Source organism: Herbinix hemicellulosilytica (assembly GCF_002904165.1).
Lineage (GTDB): Bacteria > Bacillota > Clostridia > Lachnospirales > Lachnospiraceae > Mobilitalea > Mobilitalea hemicellulosilytica.
The window spans coordinates 229,595-249,438 of sequence record NZ_CVTD020000010.1 but is presented as its reverse complement, the minus strand read 5'-3'; the positions used below and the strand labels follow the sequence as shown (position 1 = coordinate 249,438).

16 protein-coding genes are annotated in these 19,844 nt (G+C 34.6%); 1 reads left to right on the top strand and 15 read right to left on the bottom strand.

Annotated features, from left to right (window positions below; translation table 11 throughout):
• Position 1: 1 nt before the first annotated feature.
• The 5 genes from HHT355_RS04525 to HHT355_RS04505 all read right to left on the bottom strand — a co-directional run bounded on the left by HHT355_RS04525 (position 2) and on the right by HHT355_RS04505 (position 7,290).
• On the bottom strand, positions 2 to 241 hold the full coding sequence (locus HHT355_RS04525; protein WP_103202226.1) for a FeoA family protein: 240 nt from the start codon (positions 239 to 241) through the stop codon (positions 2 to 4).
• 367 nt (positions 242 to 608) lie between these two features.
• On the bottom strand, positions 609 to 1,382 hold the full coding sequence (locus HHT355_RS04520; RefSeq protein WP_103202225.1) for an HDOD domain-containing protein: 774 nt from the start codon (positions 1,380 to 1,382) through the stop codon (positions 609 to 611).
• 456 nt (positions 1,383 to 1,838) lie between these two features.
• Entirely contained in the window at positions 1,839 to 3,023 is a 1,185-nt protein-coding gene (locus tag HHT355_RS04515) for a MalY/PatB family protein (RefSeq protein WP_103202224.1), read from the bottom strand.
• Between the two features lie 284 nt (positions 3,024 to 3,307).
• Positions 3,308 to 6,586, bottom strand: coding sequence for an ABC transporter permease (locus HHT355_RS04510; protein ID WP_158245886.1), 3,279 nt, complete (start codon positions 6,584 to 6,586; stop codon positions 3,308 to 3,310).
• Complete coding sequence (locus HHT355_RS04505; protein ID WP_103202222.1) at positions 6,586 to 7,290, bottom strand: ABC transporter ATP-binding protein; 705 nt, start codon at positions 7,288 to 7,290, stop codon at positions 6,586 to 6,588. Before HHT355_RS04505 ends, HHT355_RS04510 begins: the two co-directional genes overlap by 1 nt.
• Positions 7,291 to 7,570: 280 nt before the next feature.
• On the opposite strand from HHT355_RS04505, the gene HHT355_RS04500 reads away from it, so the two are divergent.
• Positions 7,571 to 7,912 carry a hypothetical protein gene (locus tag HHT355_RS04500; protein ID WP_103202221.1) on the top strand — a complete coding sequence of 114 codons (342 nt, stop codon included), beginning with the start codon at positions 7,571 to 7,573 and terminating at the stop codon, positions 7,910 to 7,912.
• 165 nt (positions 7,913 to 8,077) lie between these two features.
• Here HHT355_RS04500 and wecB read toward each other — a convergent pair whose 3' ends face one another.
• The 10 genes from wecB to HHT355_RS04450 form a co-directional block, all read right to left on the bottom strand.
• Entirely contained in the window at positions 8,078 to 9,205 is a 1,128-nt protein-coding gene (gene wecB, locus HHT355_RS04495; RefSeq protein ID WP_199179155.1) for a non-hydrolyzing UDP-N-acetylglucosamine 2-epimerase, read from the bottom strand.
• Between the two features lie 24 nt (positions 9,206 to 9,229).
• Positions 9,230 to 10,087 (bottom strand): SDR family oxidoreductase, encoded by an 858-nt coding sequence (locus HHT355_RS04490; RefSeq protein WP_103202220.1) that lies wholly within the window; start codon positions 10,085 to 10,087, stop codon positions 9,230 to 9,232.
• A 90-nt stretch (positions 10,088 to 10,177) separates the two neighbouring features.
• Positions 10,178 to 11,203: a nucleoside-diphosphate sugar epimerase/dehydratase gene (locus HHT355_RS04485; RefSeq protein WP_199179154.1), complete on the bottom strand. Its 1,026-nt coding sequence runs from the start codon at positions 11,201 to 11,203 to the stop codon at positions 10,178 to 10,180.
• 75 nt (positions 11,204 to 11,278) lie between these two features.
• A complete protein-coding gene (locus tag HHT355_RS04480) occupies positions 11,279 to 12,592 on the bottom strand; it encodes an O-antigen ligase family protein (protein WP_103202219.1) in 1,314 nt (437 codons plus the stop codon).
• Positions 12,585 to 13,919 (bottom strand): glycosyltransferase family protein, encoded by a 1,335-nt coding sequence (locus HHT355_RS04475; RefSeq protein WP_103202218.1) that lies wholly within the window; start codon positions 13,917 to 13,919, stop codon positions 12,585 to 12,587. Before HHT355_RS04475 ends, HHT355_RS04480 begins: the two co-directional genes overlap by 8 nt.
• Positions 13,912 to 14,922, bottom strand: a complete 1,011-nt coding sequence (locus HHT355_RS04470; protein WP_103202217.1) for a glycosyltransferase family 2 protein — start codon at positions 14,920 to 14,922, stop codon at positions 13,912 to 13,914. Before HHT355_RS04470 ends, HHT355_RS04475 begins: the two co-directional genes overlap by 8 nt.
• A 70-nt stretch (positions 14,923 to 14,992) precedes the next feature.
• Positions 14,993 to 15,994 carry a glycosyltransferase gene (locus HHT355_RS04465; RefSeq protein ID WP_103202216.1) on the bottom strand — a complete coding sequence of 334 codons (1,002 nt, stop codon included), beginning with the start codon at positions 15,992 to 15,994 and terminating at the stop codon, positions 14,993 to 14,995.
• Between the two features lie 160 nt (positions 15,995 to 16,154).
• Positions 16,155 to 18,209 (bottom strand): glycosyltransferase, encoded by a 2,055-nt coding sequence (locus tag HHT355_RS04460; RefSeq protein WP_103202215.1) that lies wholly within the window; start codon positions 18,207 to 18,209, stop codon positions 16,155 to 16,157.
• 11 nt (positions 18,210 to 18,220) lie between these two features.
• A complete protein-coding gene (locus HHT355_RS04455; protein WP_103202214.1) occupies positions 18,221 to 19,039 on the bottom strand; it encodes an aldolase/citrate lyase family protein in 819 nt (272 codons plus the stop codon).
• Positions 19,040 to 19,051: 12 nt separating this feature from the next.
• The gene (locus HHT355_RS04450) at positions 19,052 to 19,705 is read right to left on the bottom strand and encodes a sugar transferase (protein ID WP_103202213.1); all 654 of its coding nucleotides are present in this window, start codon (positions 19,703 to 19,705) and stop codon (positions 19,052 to 19,054) included.
• Between the last annotated feature and the right edge of the window lie 139 nt (positions 19,706 to 19,844).

Here is a 19,844-nt window from a genome sequence, read left to right as displayed (position 1 = left end):
CTTACCCCCTTACCAGTATCTTTTCGGCTATGTCTTTACCTATAGCTATTTGACTGGATTCAACCATAAGGAGTACAGGCCCACCTAATTTATGGGTCATTTTTTTAAACACGATTGCATTCTTAACTATGCCTAAGCTCTTTAATACGCCTATGTCAGGCGTATCTGCGATTATATATTTCTGATTGTCCTTGGCATAATACAAACTCTTAACGCCTTGAACAGGATTTTTCATTTTCATAACTCTCTCCCTGAATAATACTATGCATTATATATTTACGCCGATTTGATATATAAAGATGATCGCTTATATATCTGAAACCAATTAGGATGTTAGACACCCCTAACATCCATATATAGTGGTAGCACATTGTTTAAAGTTTGTCAATAAAATCAACCGATTTTTTGATAATAATTTTCATTTTCTAAAGCATTATATGCTTAAATACCGAATTGTAAATCTTAAATTATAAGAATTTAAATAATCCGGTATCAATATTTAAATTACCCTATTTAATCATAGTTAAAATATTCTAACATAAGTTTAACCTTATCCCAACTCAGGACAAGGTTAAATTTAAGACAATTATCATATGTTATTCTTATCACTAAAGTTTATTACAATATCCAATTATAATCCATGCCTGCTCCAGTGCAGCCGGAAATTCTTCCACCATTTCACGGATATCTTCATCAGTCAGTCCTAAAGATATTGCTATTTGCTTATCCATTTCATAATTAGGGTTAAGCCCTAAAAGTCTTTGATAGTAATTATTACTTATCACATCTCCTACATATAACATTTTTATGTACTCATTATCGCTTTGAGCATATAGAGGAGTATGATGAAATTCTATAATATTTATTATGTCTTCCCGTATATTCCACTTTCTGCAAATCCAAGCCCCTACATCGGCATGGGTTATTCCGCCCAAAACTATCCGTTCTGCTGCTACCTGATGAAGTCCTTTAAATATTTTCTCAATTACTTTGTCCATATAATCCGGAAGACAAATATCTAAAATTGTTATCCCTATATCATGAAGTAGGCCATATGAAAAAAGTTTATACTTGTCTCCTTTTTTTAATTTTTCAGATACCAAACAGCTTGCTACAGCCGTTCCCAATACATGCTTCCAGTACATTTTCATGTCAAACATTCTGTTCCTTTTTTCTTCTCCGCCGGAAAAAAGCTGTTGTATTATATGAATAATTAATAGATTCTGAACGGTTTTCATACCAAGGTAAACAACTGCTTCTTTTATAGATTTTATTTCCCTGCTTAAGCGAAAATACCCTGAATTAATATTTTTTAGCATTAAATTATTTAGATCATTTAATTGCGATACTTTTTCAATAAGCAAGTCAATATCTGTTTCCATTGGATTTTTGAGTAAAATAAAATCTGGCTGATATTATCAGGAAGTTTTGGTAATAAAGGTGAATTCTCAATTAACCCGTATATTTTATGTTCTTTCATTTATTCCTCCCGGACGTTAAATATAAGGCATTATAGCTGCCAAACGATGCATCAGGGTATTGCAAAACACATCATAAAATATCTTTTATAATAATAAATTACAATATTACTGGGCTTTTGAAAATATTTTTTTATTATTTTTTTATATAATTAATTTTTTACTTATATAGCTGTAAAAAACTATAAGCCCATTATACTTTCTGGTAATTTTTTTAAATATAAAAGCTCCTTTCCAAGCTACAAGCATATTTTGCTTGTATGCCTGAAAGAAGCATAATTAGTTCACTGCATATGAGCAAAAAGCCTATAGTATTAAGTACATTATTTTAATACTCTGTTTATATCCATTGTTTCAATTTCATTGCTTTAACTTGTGATAAGCATCCTTCATATTATTCAAAGCCTGCAAAAGCAATTTTCTTGATGCTGCAATATTAACACGAAAATATCCTCTGCCTTCCTTGCCAAAGTTAGATCCCATTTGGACTTCCACTTTCGCATCATTGATAAACCATTCACACATTTTATCTTCACTTATATTAAGTGCTGAATAATCTACCCACAGCAAATATGTTCCTTCTCTTGGCATTACCTTTAACTCTTCCATATGTTCCTTTATAAAAGTTCTAAAAAACTTATCATTTTCATTTATATAGGCATTAACTTCTTTCACCCATTCGTCACAATTATTGTACGCTGCTTCTATAGCTGCTAAGGAAAAGATATTAGGGCTGTTTTGGGACAGCCTGTCTAACTCTTTTTTAACTTTATTGCGAAGTTGTATATTGGGAATAATCATATATGAAATAATTATTCCGGGTATATTAAAAGTTTTTGTTAAAGAACTAGCATAAATCAGTCTGTCATAGATATCCTGCTTCAAATTCAATGAACTGTAAAATTGCACCCTATCCGCCAAAATATCGGAATGAATTTCATCTGAGAATAATATCAAATTGTTTTTTATACAAATATCAGCCAGTCTATCCAGTTCTTCCTTTGACCATACTCTGGTGCTGGGATTATCGGGATTGCTTAAAATAAACATTTCAGTTTCACTGTCTGTTACTGATTCTATATAATCAAAATCCATAGTGAATTTTCCGTTGTTAATAACTAACGGACTTTCAACCAATCTCCTGTTGTTTTTAGTTACCGCCTCTCTTAAAGGATTATATATCGGACTGTTTATTATAACTTTTGCATCCGGTTTTGTTAATATGTCTACACAGATACTGGATGCCATATTAACCTTAGGGCAAAAGACAATCCATTCTTTTGGAACACTTATCCCGGTTTTTTTCTTTATCCAGCGCTGAATGCTTGTAAAAAAGCTTTCATTTATACCTGTATATCCAAATATCCCATAGTCCAATATCTTCTGCATGGCTTCTATCACAGGTTCTGGAGACCTAAAATCCATATCGGCCACACCGAGATGAATAAGATCGTCCCTTTTATACTTGGCACCTACATAATCCCATTTGATGCTGTTTGTATTTCTTCTGTTTATTATTTTATCAAAGTCAAAATCTGCACCCATATACATCCCTCTGTTAAATAGTTTGTTAAAATCATCCATTTTATATCAGTTTTACGTATTAATAATTATAGATATATTTCCACTATTAGTCTATATAACGTAAATCATATCAAAAATTTTTCTTGTTTATCCAAATTCTTTTCTTAATTTTATTCTAAAACCAATAAGAATAAAATGTAAAGTTTGATGACTTAAATTATCCTTGCAGCCGATTTCTAATTGTAGGACTTTTGCTTGGACTTTTGGAGGTCGGTAAAACCGGCTTCTTAAGGTTTTTAAAAAAGTTATTCTACAGATTTAAGTGATTCAGCCATATTAATTCTTTCGATTTTTTTCATCAGTATCAAATTTACCAGCAGTGTAATCATAAATGTTACCAGGACCGAAATAAGGTAACTGGATGCAAAGATCTGCACTTTAAAAGATACGGCTTCCACCTTTATCTGCTGCATAATAAATCCGTGAAGAAGCTTGCCAAGCCCTAACCCCAGCATTGTTCCTATAAAGGTAAGTATAATTGTTTCCCTGTAAACATAGGCTTTTGTTTCCCTGGAGTAAAAACCCAAAACCTTTATAGTTGCTATCTCCCTGTTTCTCTCGGTAATATTAATATTATTCAGGTTATAGATAACTACAAATCCCAGGGCACAGGCACAAATTATAACAAGCCAAATGATATAGTCCATGCTTTTCATCATGTTGTTTACCATAGTTCTCATATCATTAAGTACCGATACGTTTATGACATTCTCGGCTTTAGATAAAGATGCCGATACCGAATATATATCCTCTTTATCCGTAACCGCATAAACGGTATCATAAACCGCTTCCTTATTAAACAAAGCTTCGTATGTTTCCTCTGTCATAAACAGATAATTATACAGGTAATTCTCAAATATAAATTCTATTTCTACATCTACATATTCGGTTTCCTTTACTTTAACCCTGATTTTATTTCCGGGCTTTAAGCCCAATTCTTTTGCCAGTTTATCGTTTACGGCAGCTTTACCGAAAGCCGGATATGATTTTACTTCACCCTTATACTGTAAGCCTACCACTTTTGTGATATCCGGATCATCGGTAGCAACCACTGTTACTCTTTTGGTTTTACTTTCATCTGCCGCTTCCAGTTCTTCTGAGGAAACGAAAATGCATACGGACAATAAATCTTCATATTCCGACTTAAAAGCTTCCTGTTCTTCTTTGCTTAAGCTTTTTGAAAAGGAAATGCTGTAATCATAAGTCATGATATAATCAAACTGGTCATTGACAATATTTTTTATGGAATCACTTATTCCCATTGCCGCAACAACCAGTGAGGTACATCCGGCAATACCTAAAACGGTCATAAAGAACCGTCGCTTATAGCGAAGTATGTTTCTGATTGATACCTTGTGAAGAAAACCGATCTTCTTCCATATAAACGGGATATGTTCAAGGATTACCCGTTTTCCTGCTTTGGGGGCTTTTGGCCTTATTAACTGTGCGGGCATCTGCAGTAACTCCGCCTTGCAGGAAGTATAGGTAACACCTACCGAGCAAAGCAAAGAGACAAGAAGTGATATAAGAGCCAGTTTCAAGTCAAATACATATTCTATATCAGCAAAACCGTATAAAATACCGTAAGCTTCCCATATTGCCATAGGAAAATACTTAGATCCAAGATAATATCCTATAATACATCCTATTACCGCAGCACTTCCCGAATAAGAGATATATTTTCCTGCTATCGAACCGTCACTATAACCCAAAGCTTTTAAGGTTCCAATTTGAGTTCTCTGTTCGTCAACCATTCTTGTCATGGTACTTGTACATACCAGTGCTGCCACCAAAAAGAAGAAAACAGGCAGTACCTTTGCAATACCCTCAACTATGGAAGAATCGTTTTCAAAACTGGAATATCCCATGTTTTGATTTCGGTTTAGTACGTATACCTTGGCTCTCGGGATATCTTCTATCTCTTTCCAGGCATCGTCTATTTCCTTTCTTGCCTTATCCAGTTCTTCTTTTGCTTCATTTAAGGACTTATCCGCTTCTTCTTTATTTTTAATGTATTCATTATAACCTTTTTCGTATTCGGTTTTACCTTCTTTAAGAGCTTCCCATCCTTTTTCTATATCGGCTTTATTTTTATCTATCTGCTCTTTGGCTTCATCCAGGGTTACTTTTGCCTCATTAAGCTGTAATTCGGCTGCTTTTAACTTGCGGTCAGCTTCTTCTATTGCCTTGTCAAGTTCTTTTTGCCCATCTTCAATCTTTAAAAGATTGGCTTTAAGCTCCTTATATTGCGCAATGACTCCGGATGCTTCGATTCCGGCCAAAGCTTTCTTTACCTGATATAACTGAGTCTCCAGACTAGCAAATTCCTCGCTGTCCTGACTAGGAAGCTGTAACAGGGCAGCTTCCAGAAACGCTTCATTCTCTTTTAGCTGATTATACTGATCTATTATTCCGCTTTCTTCTATCTGCCTTATTGCCGAAACAACGTCAGCCCTGTTCTTATCCAGTTCTTCCAGAGCTGAATTTAATTTAGATAATGTTTCTTTCTTTTCGCTTTCATATTTTTCCCGGGCTTTCTTATAATCCATCAGGGATTTTTCATACTCTTTTTCTCCCTCTTTTAACTCTTTTTCCGCATCGGTTAATTTTTCTTCCTGATTTTTTAATTCCTTTTCAACTTCCAGAAGCTTTTTTAATGCCTTGTCAAGTTCATCCTCTGCTTCGGATTTTTTAGCAAGATATTCATCATAAGCGTCCTTATATTCTTTTTCGGCTTCCATTACTTCTTTCTTTGCCTCTGCCACTATATCATCATGACGAAGCTGACCTCTGATTTCCAAGGCATCTTTTAGATGCTCTTCTTTTTCGGAAATAAACTCCTCATATTCCTTGCTGTATACTTCATGGGATACATTATAACGGACCATGATCTCCGTAAAGTAATCGGTTGCAAAACTATCCTTTGGCATATATACAAATCCGTAAACCGTTCCTCCTGCCAAATCGGTAATACCCCGGTCATAGTTAAGGTAATTTACGGAGTCGGCAAGCCCTACAACCGTGTATTCTTTATTTGCAAAAGATTCAACAATATCAGTATCATTTGCCATAGACACACGAATTTTTGTCCCTATAACATCTTCCGAAAAATATCTGCCGTCCAGTATACATTCATCGGCAAATTGCGGCATTCTTCCTGCTTTAAGATTTAATAGGTTAATATCCTCGGTTATAGAATGGGCTTTTAGTACGACTTCCTTGCCTATATCCGTTTCCGCTATAAAATCTAACGATACGGCTCCTTCTGCCTTTAGCCCTTCCATTTTCGCAAAGTACTCTTCATCATCTTTTGTAAAGCCCAAAGTTGATAGCAGCTTAAAATCATACATTTTATAATTGGCAGCATAAATATCGAGAGTCTTTACCATAGCCCTTTTGGTAATTTTAAGGCCTGAAAAGAAACCTACACCAAGGGCAATAATTGCCATAATAGCCAAGTAACGTTCTAATGTATGCTTTATTTCCCTGAAATTATTTTTATGCCATGCTTTTATTCGTCTCATTACCATTCAATCTCCTCTATCGGCAATGCATTTTCGTTTTTCTGAACGGAGATCACCGTACCGCTTTTTAAATGTATTACTCTGTCTGCCATAGCCGTAAGGGCCGTATTGTGGGTAACTATAACAACCGGTATATTGTTCTGCCTGCTTTGATCCTGCAAAAGCTTGAGTATTTGCCTTCCGGTCTGATAATCCAATGCCCCTGTAGGTTCATCGCAAAGCAAAAGTTTCGGTCTTTTTGCCAAAGCTCTGGCAATTGCTACCCGCTGCTGTTCTCCTCCAGAAAGCTGAGCCGGAAAATGGTGCATTCTCTCTTTTAATCCTACACTTTCTAAAACCTGCTCGGCGGGCAGGGGATTTTTAATCATCTGAGTTACAATTTCAATATTTTCAAGGGCTGTAAGATTTGGTATTAGGTTATAAAACTGAAATACAAAACCGATATCTTCCCGACGGTATCTTGTCAGTTCGTGCTTACTTAAAGATGATACTTCCTTATCACCCAGTAAGACTTTACCGGATGTTAAGGTATCCATCCCTCCGAGAATATTAAGAAGAGTTGTTTTTCCGGCACCGGATTGTCCGACTATGACACATATTTCTCCTTCTTCTATCTCAAAAGATACATCATGCAGTGCATTCAGTTTCACATATCCCGATTGATATACCTTACTTACATTTTCAAATTTTACATAAGAACTCACGCTGTCTACCTCCATATAATAAGGATCTTTAGCTGTTTTTAAGTTTATCACATGTAAATTAATTATAATATTAAGATCTTATATAAATTCCTAAAATTTCAATAAAATTTTTTCACATCTTTTATAATTCCCCAGGATTTTACCGTAAACTTTTAAGTTATTAAGAATAACACATTTTAATATATTTCAACAAATTTTGCCTATATCGGTTATTATGTAACATTAATCTTGTACCCGGCATATTTTAATATATGGTAAATAAAATATGGGGAGGTGCGCAATGATAGCTTTACAACTTTTTCAATTTTTCCTGGCTCTTATAGTTCCGGGTCTGCTCGGTGCATTATTCTTTAGTATATTTGCTCGGCTAACTACGGAAATAGACTGGCGGGTTGCTCTTATCCTTGACCTTTTTACCTTTACGACAATGATAACCGGTTTGTATTATCTGAAAGATGTTTTAACAATTGATGATTTACTCCACGAATTCACATGCTTAAGTTTCACAAGAAAATATATCCTTTTAAGTACGGCAATCAACATATTCTACGGTATCATTTCCGGTATTATACGGAGGATATTCTTCTGGATCAGAAGAAGGCCATTCTTCTCAAATCTGTAATAATTTAAAAACTGTGTAAAATCAAAGAGGTACTTAATTTTCCAAAATTACACTACGAGTTCACATACTCGTAGTGTATAAGTTGGAAATATAAGTACCTCTCTTTATATTATTTAAAATCCTTTAATTTTATATAATTATTTCACATAATTCTACTATGCTTTATCAATTTTTTCTCCATACCATCTTATTAACTATCCCCGTATAACTCTGAATAAGTTTTACCACCTTGGTACTTACATTTATATCGATATAATCGGGTACATCAGAGCCTATATCACCGTTTAAATGCATTTTTACGGCCAATTCTATACCGGAAAGCACCTGATCTTTTGTAATACCCCCTATCACCATATTTCCTTTATCCAGTGCCTCCGGCCTTTCCGTACTGGTTCTTATTGATACGGCAGGAAATTTAAAATAAGAAGCTTCCTCCGCAAGGGTTCCACTGTCTGAAACCACACAATATGCATTTTTCTGCAGGCAATTATAATCTATAAAACCGAACGGTCTAAGGCTTCTTACCCCCGGATGAAAGGTAAAGTTTCTCTTTTCTATAAACTTTTTGCTTCTCGGATGGGTACTGTATATTACGGGCATATCATAAGTTTCGGCAATGGAATTTACCGCATTCATCAGCTCAATAAAGTTGTTTTCAAGATCTATATTTTCTTCCCTGTGAGCAGAAAGAAGGATATATTTTCTTTTGATAAGGCCTAATTCCTCAAGTATCCGGCTTTTTTCTATTTTGTCCCGGTATTTATCCAATACTTCCGCCATAGGAGACCCCACAACAAAGGTCCTTTCTTTCGGGATTCCTTCAAAATTTAAATATCTTCTTGCATGTTCAGTATAACAAAGATTTACGTCGCTTACATGGTCCACTATTTTTCTGTTTACCTCTTCGGGAAGGTTTTCGTCAAAGCAACGGTTACCGGCTTCAAGATGAAATATCGGAATTTTCAATCTTTTTGCAGATATGACACTTAGTGTCGAATTTGTATCCCCAAGGACCAGAAGGGCATCCGGCTTTATGCGGACCATAATATCATATGATTTAGAGATAATATTTCCAATGGTTGCGCCTAAGTTTTCACCTGCAACATCAAGGCAGAAATCCGGACTCCTTAAATCCAGATCTTGAAAAAATACGTCTTTTAACATACTGTCGTAATTCTGGCCTGTATGGACCAAAATATGATTAAAATATTTATCACATTTTTTAATAATCTCCGATAATTTAATTATCTCCGGTCTTGTTCCTACAATAGTCATTAGTTTTAATCTGCTCAATATTTTACTCCCCCTTATGCGGCATTATATAATTTGATAGTGGGGATAAAGCTCCTTATGATTTAAAATCCATTCTTTCATTTCTATAATCATGGTTTCATAATCGGGAACTTTAAATGAAAAATCAGTCCGGGTATTTACCAAGGATTTATTAACATTTTCCGTATCGAACGGTATTATATCCAACTGGCCGTTTCTTACATGTTTGTTAAACATTTTCAGCAAATTGTATTTGCTTATCGGGCAATTATTTACCAGGTGATATAAGCCGGTTATGTTTTCGATTAATGCTCTTTCCGCTGCCTTTGCCATAGTAAGGGTCGTTACACCGGTCCATATCACTTTTGTATAACCCTTAACAGTGCCTTCCTGTTTCATAAACCAATTAAATAAACCTATCCCGTTTTCATCCGGATCAGGCCCTATAATAGACGTTCGAAATGTTAAGTTTTTCTCATCGTTAAGTTCTCCAAGGGCTTTTGATTCGGAATAAAAATCCGTACCGTCAGGTAACGAGTTTTCATTATATCCTCCGGTTTTCCCGGAAAAAACGCAATCTGTACTTAAATGAATTACCTTCGTTTTTATATTTTCGGTAATATCGCTTAAAAAGTGGGGCAGATAACTGTTTAAAAGAACTGCCAAAGGCTTATTTTTTTCGGCTTCCTGATTTAAAATACCTACTGCGTTTATAACCGCGTCATAATCTCCTGCTTCGATTATTCCTCTAAGGATTGAAAAATCAGTAATGTCAGCAATAATATTTTTACAGTATGAGAATTTCTTACGGGATAAAGCGGTAACTTCATGCCCGGTTTTTATAAAATACATTGAAATCATATGGCCTGCCATACCTGTGGCCCCTATGATCAATATTTTCATGAATTCCTCCCATTACCAGGTCTCATTAAATACGATCAAACTAAAAAATTCATTTTTCTGCAAATTTTATCAATAAAATTAAATACTTATCTAGAAGTTTCTTTTTTGCAATTCTTTTTGTATATAATCAAGCTTCAGGAGTTTTTCCTTTATCTGCTCAACGGTTAACCGCTCGGTATTATGGGAGTTATATTCGTCTATAGTAGAAAGCCTAATATCACCGGTGGTAAAATACTTGTCATAGTTAAACTCTCTTTTATCTGCAGGTATCCTATAAAAATTCCCCATATCAATTGCTACGGCCATCTCTTCTTTCGTAAGTAAGGTTTCGTACAACTTTTCCCCATGACGGGTGCCGATAATTTTTATTTCATTGTCCGCTTGGAATATTTCCTTAATGGCTATGGCAAGATCCCCTATAGTACAGGCTGGGGATTTTTGTACCATAATGTCTCCAGATTCTGCATGTTCAAAAGCAAATACAACCAAATCCACCGCTTCATCCAGATTCATAAGAAACCTGGTCATATTTGGATCGGTAACAGTAAGAGGCTTACCCGCTTTTATCTGCTCAACAAATAAGGGTATGACAGAGCCGCGGGAAGCCATAACATTTCCATATCGGGTTCCGCATATCTTAGTTTTCTCAGGATCTACAGTTTTTGATTTTGCTATAAAAACTTTCTCCATCATTGCTTTGGAAATGCCCATAGCGTTAATCGGATAAGCCGCTTTATCAGTCGAAAGACATATTACTTTTTTTACTCCCGCCTCAATTGCAGCAGTAAGGACATTTTCAGTGCCGAAAATGTTGGTTTTTACGGCTTCCAAAGGGAAAAACTCGCAGGAAGGGACCTGCTTTAAAGCAGCCGCATGAAATATATAATCTACATTATGCATTGCGTTCTTAACACTGTCTAAATCCCTGACATCCCCGATATAAAACTTAAGCCTGTCATCGTCATAGGTTCGTCTCATTTTGTACTGCTTTTTCTCATCTCTGGAAAAGATTCTTATTTCAGCTATATTTGTATTTAAAAATCTTTCCATTACCGCATGACCGAAAGAGCCGGTCCCTCCGGTAATCAGCAAGACCTTATTGTCAAAATCCTTCACTGTTTTCTCTCCCAAAAATTATCTTCTTAAATATAAATATACAAATAATACAATTTGGTAACCCATAATCAGGGATTACCTGAAATTATCCTTTATTAAATATTGATTTTTGTTCCACAATAAATTTGATTTTATCTTTGATACTCTAGTTCCTGCAGTTTTCAACCTCTTTTCTTCCGTTATTTGATTTCTGTAGAAATTGTAAAAATACCTGGGTACTATAATACAGTAAAAAGTAAGCATTGAAGAAACCAAATCCGGTGAAAATATAATCGGTGTCTGTCCCCACATATATAAAAGCATAATGGCATTGGAAGCAAGCATGTATGCTCCTGAACATCTGTCATATCTTAGGGTTTTTATCCCGTTATTAATATTGCAAACAGCAATGTAAATAAAAAAAGTCATCATAGCCAAACCGCCTGTTACTAACACTGTAATGTATCCGTTATGAAAATTTCTGCCGCCTGAAATTTCCCGGACATACAATTGACTTCCGGTGGGGCCAACCCCGATTAATATATCTTTTATACTGCCCTGGGCATAATACTTAAGTCCACCTTTAATCAAATTAAATCTGTTCCCGTCATGCTGCACCCTAAGTACAATTTTTAGGAAATATTCTCTTAAATCATTATTTAAAAGAATAACTGCAAGTAATAAAAGCGCCATACATAAGAAGGCAAACCGGTGTTTTTTCATTGTATGAATGGCTATTAATGCTGCGATAACCAAAGAAGCTAAAGATGTTCTTGAAAACGTAAGTATCAGATTAAAAGTAAACAAAATTATTAAAAAGCCATACAATAAATAATTCTTTAGGGAATTATGCGAATTAAAAATCAGAAATACACAGGATACTATTCCGAAAGATAAATAAAGCCCAAACTCATGATTGCTTGCAAGTATTGATTTTACTGCATTTAAATATCCGCTTGACGTTTTCAAAGCGGCAATTATTCCTTCAAACCGAAATACATCAGCATAAATACATAAGGCAAAAACTATACCTACTATAATTTTTGAAAAAAGAATCATCTCATCTTTAGTTATTACATAATCGTTATTTAAAATCATAAAAGTAAAAATTATGGAGAATGAAAAAACAATATCGATAAGGTAAGATAATTTAAATATATCGTAATTATTCCAATGGCTTAAAAACTGAAACAAGACATATAAAACCAATAAAAGGAGTCCGGCAAGATTTAATTTTTTATAATATGACTTTAAAATGACAAAGGTAAGCAGGCTGCCAAGAAGTAAGGCTTTTACTCCTATATCAGCCATGCTGCGGTTTTCAACCGGACGGAAAGTTTGCCATAGCAGCAAAAGTACCCAGTAAACAGGGAAAATATAATGCATGAACTTTTTATTAGTTTTAATCATTTTTATATCCCTCTTTGATTGCATTTTGAATTATCCTATATACTCTGTCGGCACTTTTTTGGATGTCATGGTTCTTTTCTGCTGCTTTAAGGGCATTTTTTCTGTAATAAGCTCTTAATTTTTCGTTTTGTATTAAATTTCTTAATTCATTTTCCAACTGCTCTTTTTCGGTTACCACACAAGCAGCCTTATATTTTATAAGATATTTTACCGCCGCATTGGTCTTTGGCCCATATACAAAGAGGCAACATCCTCCTGCCAAAGCATCTCCGATCTTAGTTGAAAAGCCGTGTCTTTTATCAATAATTGCATCCGGTTCAAAACTTTCACAATGTACAAGAATATCACTGTGGGATAAGATATTTATAACTTCATCATAACTTACTACACCGTGGTATCTTAAGTCCCTGTTATTTTCAAGCTCATATTTTGCGTTTGGATTTAGTATTCTGCCGTAAACATCAAGGACGAGATTTTCGTCAATCTTTTTGATTGTCCTTGCTATTTCCAGTAAAGATACATATCGGTTGTTTATATTGCCTAAATAAGATATCTTTAACTTTTCTTTCGGGGATTCAATATAGCATTCTTTTAGAACAGAAGAAATATAGATTACACTTGCATTTATCCGATACCTTTTTTGGAACAGTTTCATCAAAGGCGGGTTATTGAATATAACATGGTTGGTTTTTGCCATAAGTTTGGAAAACGAACGCCTTAGCATAATCTGAAACAAAATCCCGTAAATTCCGTGTATGCTATAGTCCTTAAACTGATAATCCTCACAGTTATATACAACAATCGGTATCCGATACCGTTTGGATATTTGAAGTCCAATTTTATCTACAAAGCAATTTTCTCCTGCCATTACAAATACAATATCCGGGTGAAATTCGTCCAACCATCTGTAGTACTCTTTTGATTTCCATAATCCCAGATTCCAGATGATTGTCCTGAAGAACTTCATTTTTATTTTCCTTTTGTCTTTCATTTCTTTTAGCTTGTCATAGAGGGAATTTTCTTTTTCATCATATTTTTTATTCTTGTGGTCATATTTCTTAAGATATACAAGCCCGGCAGTTTTTTTCCCTCGAAAGGCATTGATTACATCAATATCGGTAACCCGAAAGTAGTTATAACAAACATCATTATCGGGAATTTCGTTGCTCATATAAAGTTGAGCAATTGATTTTTTATCCCAGCCCCAGAACAAATTAGCCAGGGTCCTTCCTGTAGCCCCTCCTAATGAAAAGCAATTATAACTTACAACCAATACTTTGGGATATCTCTTTATCAAAGACTTATTTTCAGATATTTGATCAGGCATATTTCCATCCCCTTATTCTTCTTATAAACAAAGCTGTCTTATCTGCAACATTTATAATTTTACATAAAACCCCATAACCCAATAGCTTATATAAAAACTTTATCTGCTTTGAATATTTGCCCTGATAAAAATAGATATAATACGAGAATCTTTTAAGTAGGCTTTTCGAATCCTTATCCTGTAACAAAGCCTGCCTAAGAAATACATACATATATAATTCGGCAAAGTTTGTATAAAAACTGTGTTTCAGTTTCTTATCCATATCAATTTTGCTAAAATAATCAGACAAATGATAAATTACTTTCAAAAGATCCTTGTGCCTTTTTATGGTTTTGTAAGCGTCAGTCATATTGGAATTGGGTCTAACCCTATAACAGACAAAAAATCTGTCTACTATCTCAATTTTTTTAGCCTTGCTTAAAACTCTCGGCAGCCATTCCACATCCTGAAATAATAAACCTTCTTTAAAATATATCCGGTTATTTTTAATTAGATCGGCTCTGAAAATACATTTCCATATATGCCATTGGAACCTGTTATTCGGATTAAGTATATATAAAAGTTTATCCCGGGTAGTTTTATGATCCGGGTTATATTTCAGATTATTCGGATAAGGCCCGTATTTGTCGTCGGCATCATAATATTTAATGGCATTTCCTATAATAACATCCGCCCGGGTTTCATCGGCAATTTTCATTAAATCATGAATTGATGTTTCTAACCAAAAATCATCGGCGTCCAAAAAAACTATATAATCACCGGTTGCGGCATCTATACCGGCATTTCTTGCAACGGAAGTCCCTTCGTTTATCTTATGTATTACCTTTATCCGCCGGTCCTTGGCCGCATAGCAGTCACAGATATACGGACTATTATCCGTACTTCCGTCATCTACCAGTATAATTTCCAGTCCGCCATATATTTGATTTAAGACACTATCTATACACTTGGTCAGATAGGCTTCAACATTATAGACCGGTATTATAACGCTTAATTTTATCAATTAAATTCACCCCAAAATCATATGTTTTAATTTATTAACATAAGGAAATTCATGTAGACTAATAAACTTTCTAAATAAAATCCCGGTACTTTTTCAAAAAACATTTTAAATTAAATATCAAAACAAACAGCCGTGGAAAAAATATAAACCCTGACAATTTTATAAAGTCTCTGAAACTGTATGAATATCTGAGGGCTCTTAATTTAAGCCTGCCCGGTATTTTCCCTATTATTTCCCTACGTTCGTTTGATGATAATCTGAGGTATAAAGAGGTTAAATGACTCAAAGAAGCGGAAGCAACTTTGTTTGCTGCCGTAATATAATATTTATTTAATTCGAGATTATCGATAAAAAATATCTGCTTTCTCATAATCTTTATCAAATCAATAAGCTTCTTTTTGTCCGTTGTCTTTGTTATGCTTCCTTCTCTCATCCTGTAACCGTATATACACCGATCTGTTTGCATGACAGTACAATTTTTTGAACTTAAAAGTAACTTCAGATAAAACAACCGGTCTTCATAACAAAGGCCTTCTTCAAATTTTAACTTATGATTTATTAAAAAATCCCTGCGGATAAATCCGGCCACCGCAACGACTTCCATGGCTTTTTCATATACGGACTTGGCCAGGTAATCATAGGAATTTAGAGGGCAATTTAAAAATGAGACCGGATGAATTACCTTTTTTATCCTGCCGTCCGGATATGCTCTTGCATAAAATCCCCGTATGATATCCAGCCGGTGCAATTTACATAATTTATAAAAATCGCCCGCAAAATCTTCCAGGAAATAATCGTCTGCATCAATAAAACACACATATTCCCCCCGTGCTATGGACACCCCGTCATTGCGGGCACTTGATAATCCCTGATTGCTCTTATTAATTATTTTGATGAAACTGTATTTATCGGCATACTTTTGAGCTTCATCAGCGGTTCTGTCTGTAGAGCCGTCATTGATGATGATAATTTCTTTTTCTATACTCTGTGTCAGGACACTTTCTATGCAGTTACCGATATATGGTGCAACATTATAAGCAGGTATGATAAACGAAACCTTGATACCATCCATAGTAATTCCTCTGTCATAATTATTTAAACCATCATATGTTTTTCTGTTATGGATTTAATGAATATTCTGATTTCCTTAATTTAAAGAAATCCTATTACATTTTCATAACCTAGAAGTTAAACCATATAAAAGCTCTTAATAAATTTAATTTAAAATTTGCTTATTTTATCAAAAAAACCTTTCTGCCATAGATAAATTTAATTATAATTTCAAAAAATTTGAATTTTTTATGGCCTTTTCCCCTTAATCTTAAAGCGTAATAAACGAATAAAACGGGGTAAAGTATCGGGAAAGCGGCCGAAAGGAAGGCTCCCTTGTCAATAAGATACTTATCTGTAATTCCCTGATACCAGCTTGATTTGCTATCGTCAACACACCCTATAACAAGAGGATAAGCATACAATTTCAGTTTATTTTTAAGGCATTCCCGTATAAATAAAGAGTCTTCACCGGCACTGTATTGTGCTCCTCCGCCAAAAAGCAGGGAAAAATAAATATTTTTTTGCAAAATTTTTTCCCGTTTTATTGCTATCCTGTATGTTCCGTAACGCATGGAATTAAAAACATGAAGTCTTTGTGTTTTCTTTATTTTTCTTGGATTTAAAATTTCTTTTGTTTTGTTTATAATTTCCGTATCAAAAATAATTACATCCGCATCAGGTAACTCTTTGAAAGCATTCAGTATCTTTTTCTCATATCCATCTATGTAGCGTATATCATCATCTGCAAATAAGCATATATCTGCAGTTGCTCTCATCAAAGCGGTATTCCTGCTTAAACCTACTCCCCTTTCATTGGCTGAAATCCACTTAATATGTTTACCTTTATATTCAAACTCTTCCCACTGATTGCGGTCGCACTGATTAATTACAATTGCATCAGACTGGATATTCATTTGATCAAGCAGACTATGGTCTTTTTGATTCATGGTTGACAGCAATATCTGAAAAGTAAATTTATCTTTATTTTCCATATTTTTTTCGCTAGAATTTTCTTTTATTTCATCCTCCAGTAATTTAATAATTTTTAAATATGTTTTATTTCGATCAAATCTCTCAATGGCTAACTTTCTGTGATTTTGGCCCATTTGCCGCCTGATATCCGGATTATTTATAAGGTAAAGCAATTTCTTTGCCAAATCTTTGGCGTCACCGGTTTTACAGTTTAGGCCGGCACGGTATTTTTCCAGTAAATATCTGTATTCCTTTGACTTTTGCGTATTTACAACCACAAGCCCTGCTGCCGCATAATCCGCATGTTTGTTAATGATACTGGCTGCAGAATTTTTGACTATTGGATTGACAGCTATATCAGATCTGCAAAGCCTTTTTACCATATCGGGATAATCTAATTTGCCCGTAAAGACGGCGTTAACTCCTTTTATTTTTGCATATTCCTCAAATTCCTTACGCCTGGGCCCGTCTCCCATAACCTGAAATACTATTTTTTTATTTTGGGGGCAAAGGTTTTTATTTTGAATCAAGGATATGGCATCCATCACTCCGGTAAGGTCATAGCTGTATCCTAAACTACCGACATATGCAATCCAAAGTTCATTTTCCGGCTTAATAATTTCCTTTGCCCCATATGCATAGCCGTCAAACTTTTCAAGTTCCAGGCCCAAATAAACACAGTGTCCCCTCTTACACCTTTGGTTATACCGAATAGCCCGGTTAATATATGTTTGTGACACAGCCACAATTTCATCCGCACGGGAATAAATTTTGTCGGCCTTAAGTTTAAAAGGATAAATTAAAAGGTCGCTAACAAAGGGTATGGAAAATTTCATTCTGAACGCTTCCGGCCATAAGTCCTGAATATCAATTACTATTTTTATATTATGTTTATTGGCATATTTTGTTATTAAATCTGCAGCTTCCAAAGAAGGAACTACACAATAAATTAGATCCGGTTTTGTTCTAGATTTTAGGTATTTTATAACGTTCCGTCCGAAAATCCACTGACTTAAAAGCCTTTTTAAGGAAATATTCTTTGTATAGCCCGGTTCGTCTATCAGGGTTATTTTATACGGAAAGGAATTTAAATAATCCTTTGATAATTTTCTTTTACTCTTAGTGGCATGATAAAAAGATGAAGTGACAACTTCAAGCTTCATTCCCGCTTGTGTTATCATTCGGGCCAATGTAAAATATCTGCTGCTTTCTCTTTCTTCTTCAAAATGCCAGTAATTTGTAATCAAAACTATATCTTTCATGTCTTCCCCCTTTATAGCCCCTTAATTATCTTATCTACTTTTTCGCTTACTATTTTTTTATTGTATGCAAAAAATTCCTGATCTTGACCTTTCAAAAAAGCCTCATATTCCCGTATTTGGCGGACCCCTTGGGTAAATTCTTTTTCAATATCAGCCAAATCGGTAATTAAGCTTGTATTTAAGAAACTTCTGGAAAGAATGACCATAGATGAACCTAGCCTGTAATGTTCTCCCAAAATATATTCCGCTTCCAAAGCTCCTTTGCCTAACCTGGCAATTCCGCCAAATCCGTATGGAAGGTTATACTCCCTAATTTTATTGCATATTCTTTCTACGGTTCCGTCTGCTAAAAGCTCAAACAAAAATTTCATCCCGTATCCCAGGTGCAAGTCGTTAAGTCCTATATGGACATAATCGATTCCCGGTATTCTTAAAATAGAGTCAATTTTTTCAACTGCCTGCGGAGTTTCCAAAAGTAAGCATACTTTGGCCCGGCCGGCAACATAATCAATAAAAGTCTCCACTTCTTCTTTATACTTAAAATACGGAAGCATTATAATATCGCTTCCGTATTGTATGATCTTATCTATTTCATCTTTTGATCCTTCATAAATGGGATTTGCTCTTACCAAAAGTTTTGATGTGCTTAAAACCGATTTTATTGCTCTTACATCTTCAATATCATGACCGGATATCACCGTATCGAGGTGTCCCTGGCGTTTTTCCTTACCGTTTATTTCAAGATCCACAAAGATCCAATCTACACCGTTTCTTTCCGCTATCTTTGCTACATGTTTATCATTGGTAATAAACATTAGCTTTAACGGCATGGACTATCCCCTTTATTTAATTTGCTTATTTATATTCACTGTTTTTTTTCTGTTTACGTTTTCCTCCATCTTAATCACTTTTATAACTGTCAGTAATAAAATTTTCAAATCAAGCAATAAAGACATCTTTTCAATATACTCAATATTCATCTTTATTCTTTTGTCCCATTCCAGATTTTTTCTACCGTTTACCTGAGCCCATCCTGTAATTCCCGGTTTAATCAGAAACATCTTTTTTTGCTCATCGGTGTACTTCTCATAAGGCCAGGGATGATAAACCAATGGGGGCCTTGGTCCTATTAAGGACATGTCCCCTTTTAAAACATTTATTAACTGTGGCAATTCATCCAGGCTGGTTCTTCGGATAACTTTTCCCACAGACGTAACCCTGGGATCCTTTTTTCGGTCGTACACTCCATTTTTTTCTGCCCCTTCATACATGGACCTGAATTTATACATATAAAATATTTTTCCGTTTTGCCCGAGACGTTTTTGCCTGTATATAATCGGTCCCGGTGAATCAAGCTTTATTGCAATTCCTATTATTATCATTAATGGTGAAAGCACAATTAGACCCAATAAAGCAATAATTTTATCGATTTTATATTTTATATCTATATATCTCAATATCAGATGTTCCTTTCTTTTAAATAATTGATTTTTCATTATCCCGGCTTTAGCTAGTTTTCATAGCATCCTGTATTATCACACCCAGGGACTTAAAATTTGGATCAGGAATTATAGGTTATTATTTTGATTACAAAGCCGGTATTTCTGTTAAAGTTCATATTTTTTATATCAAATA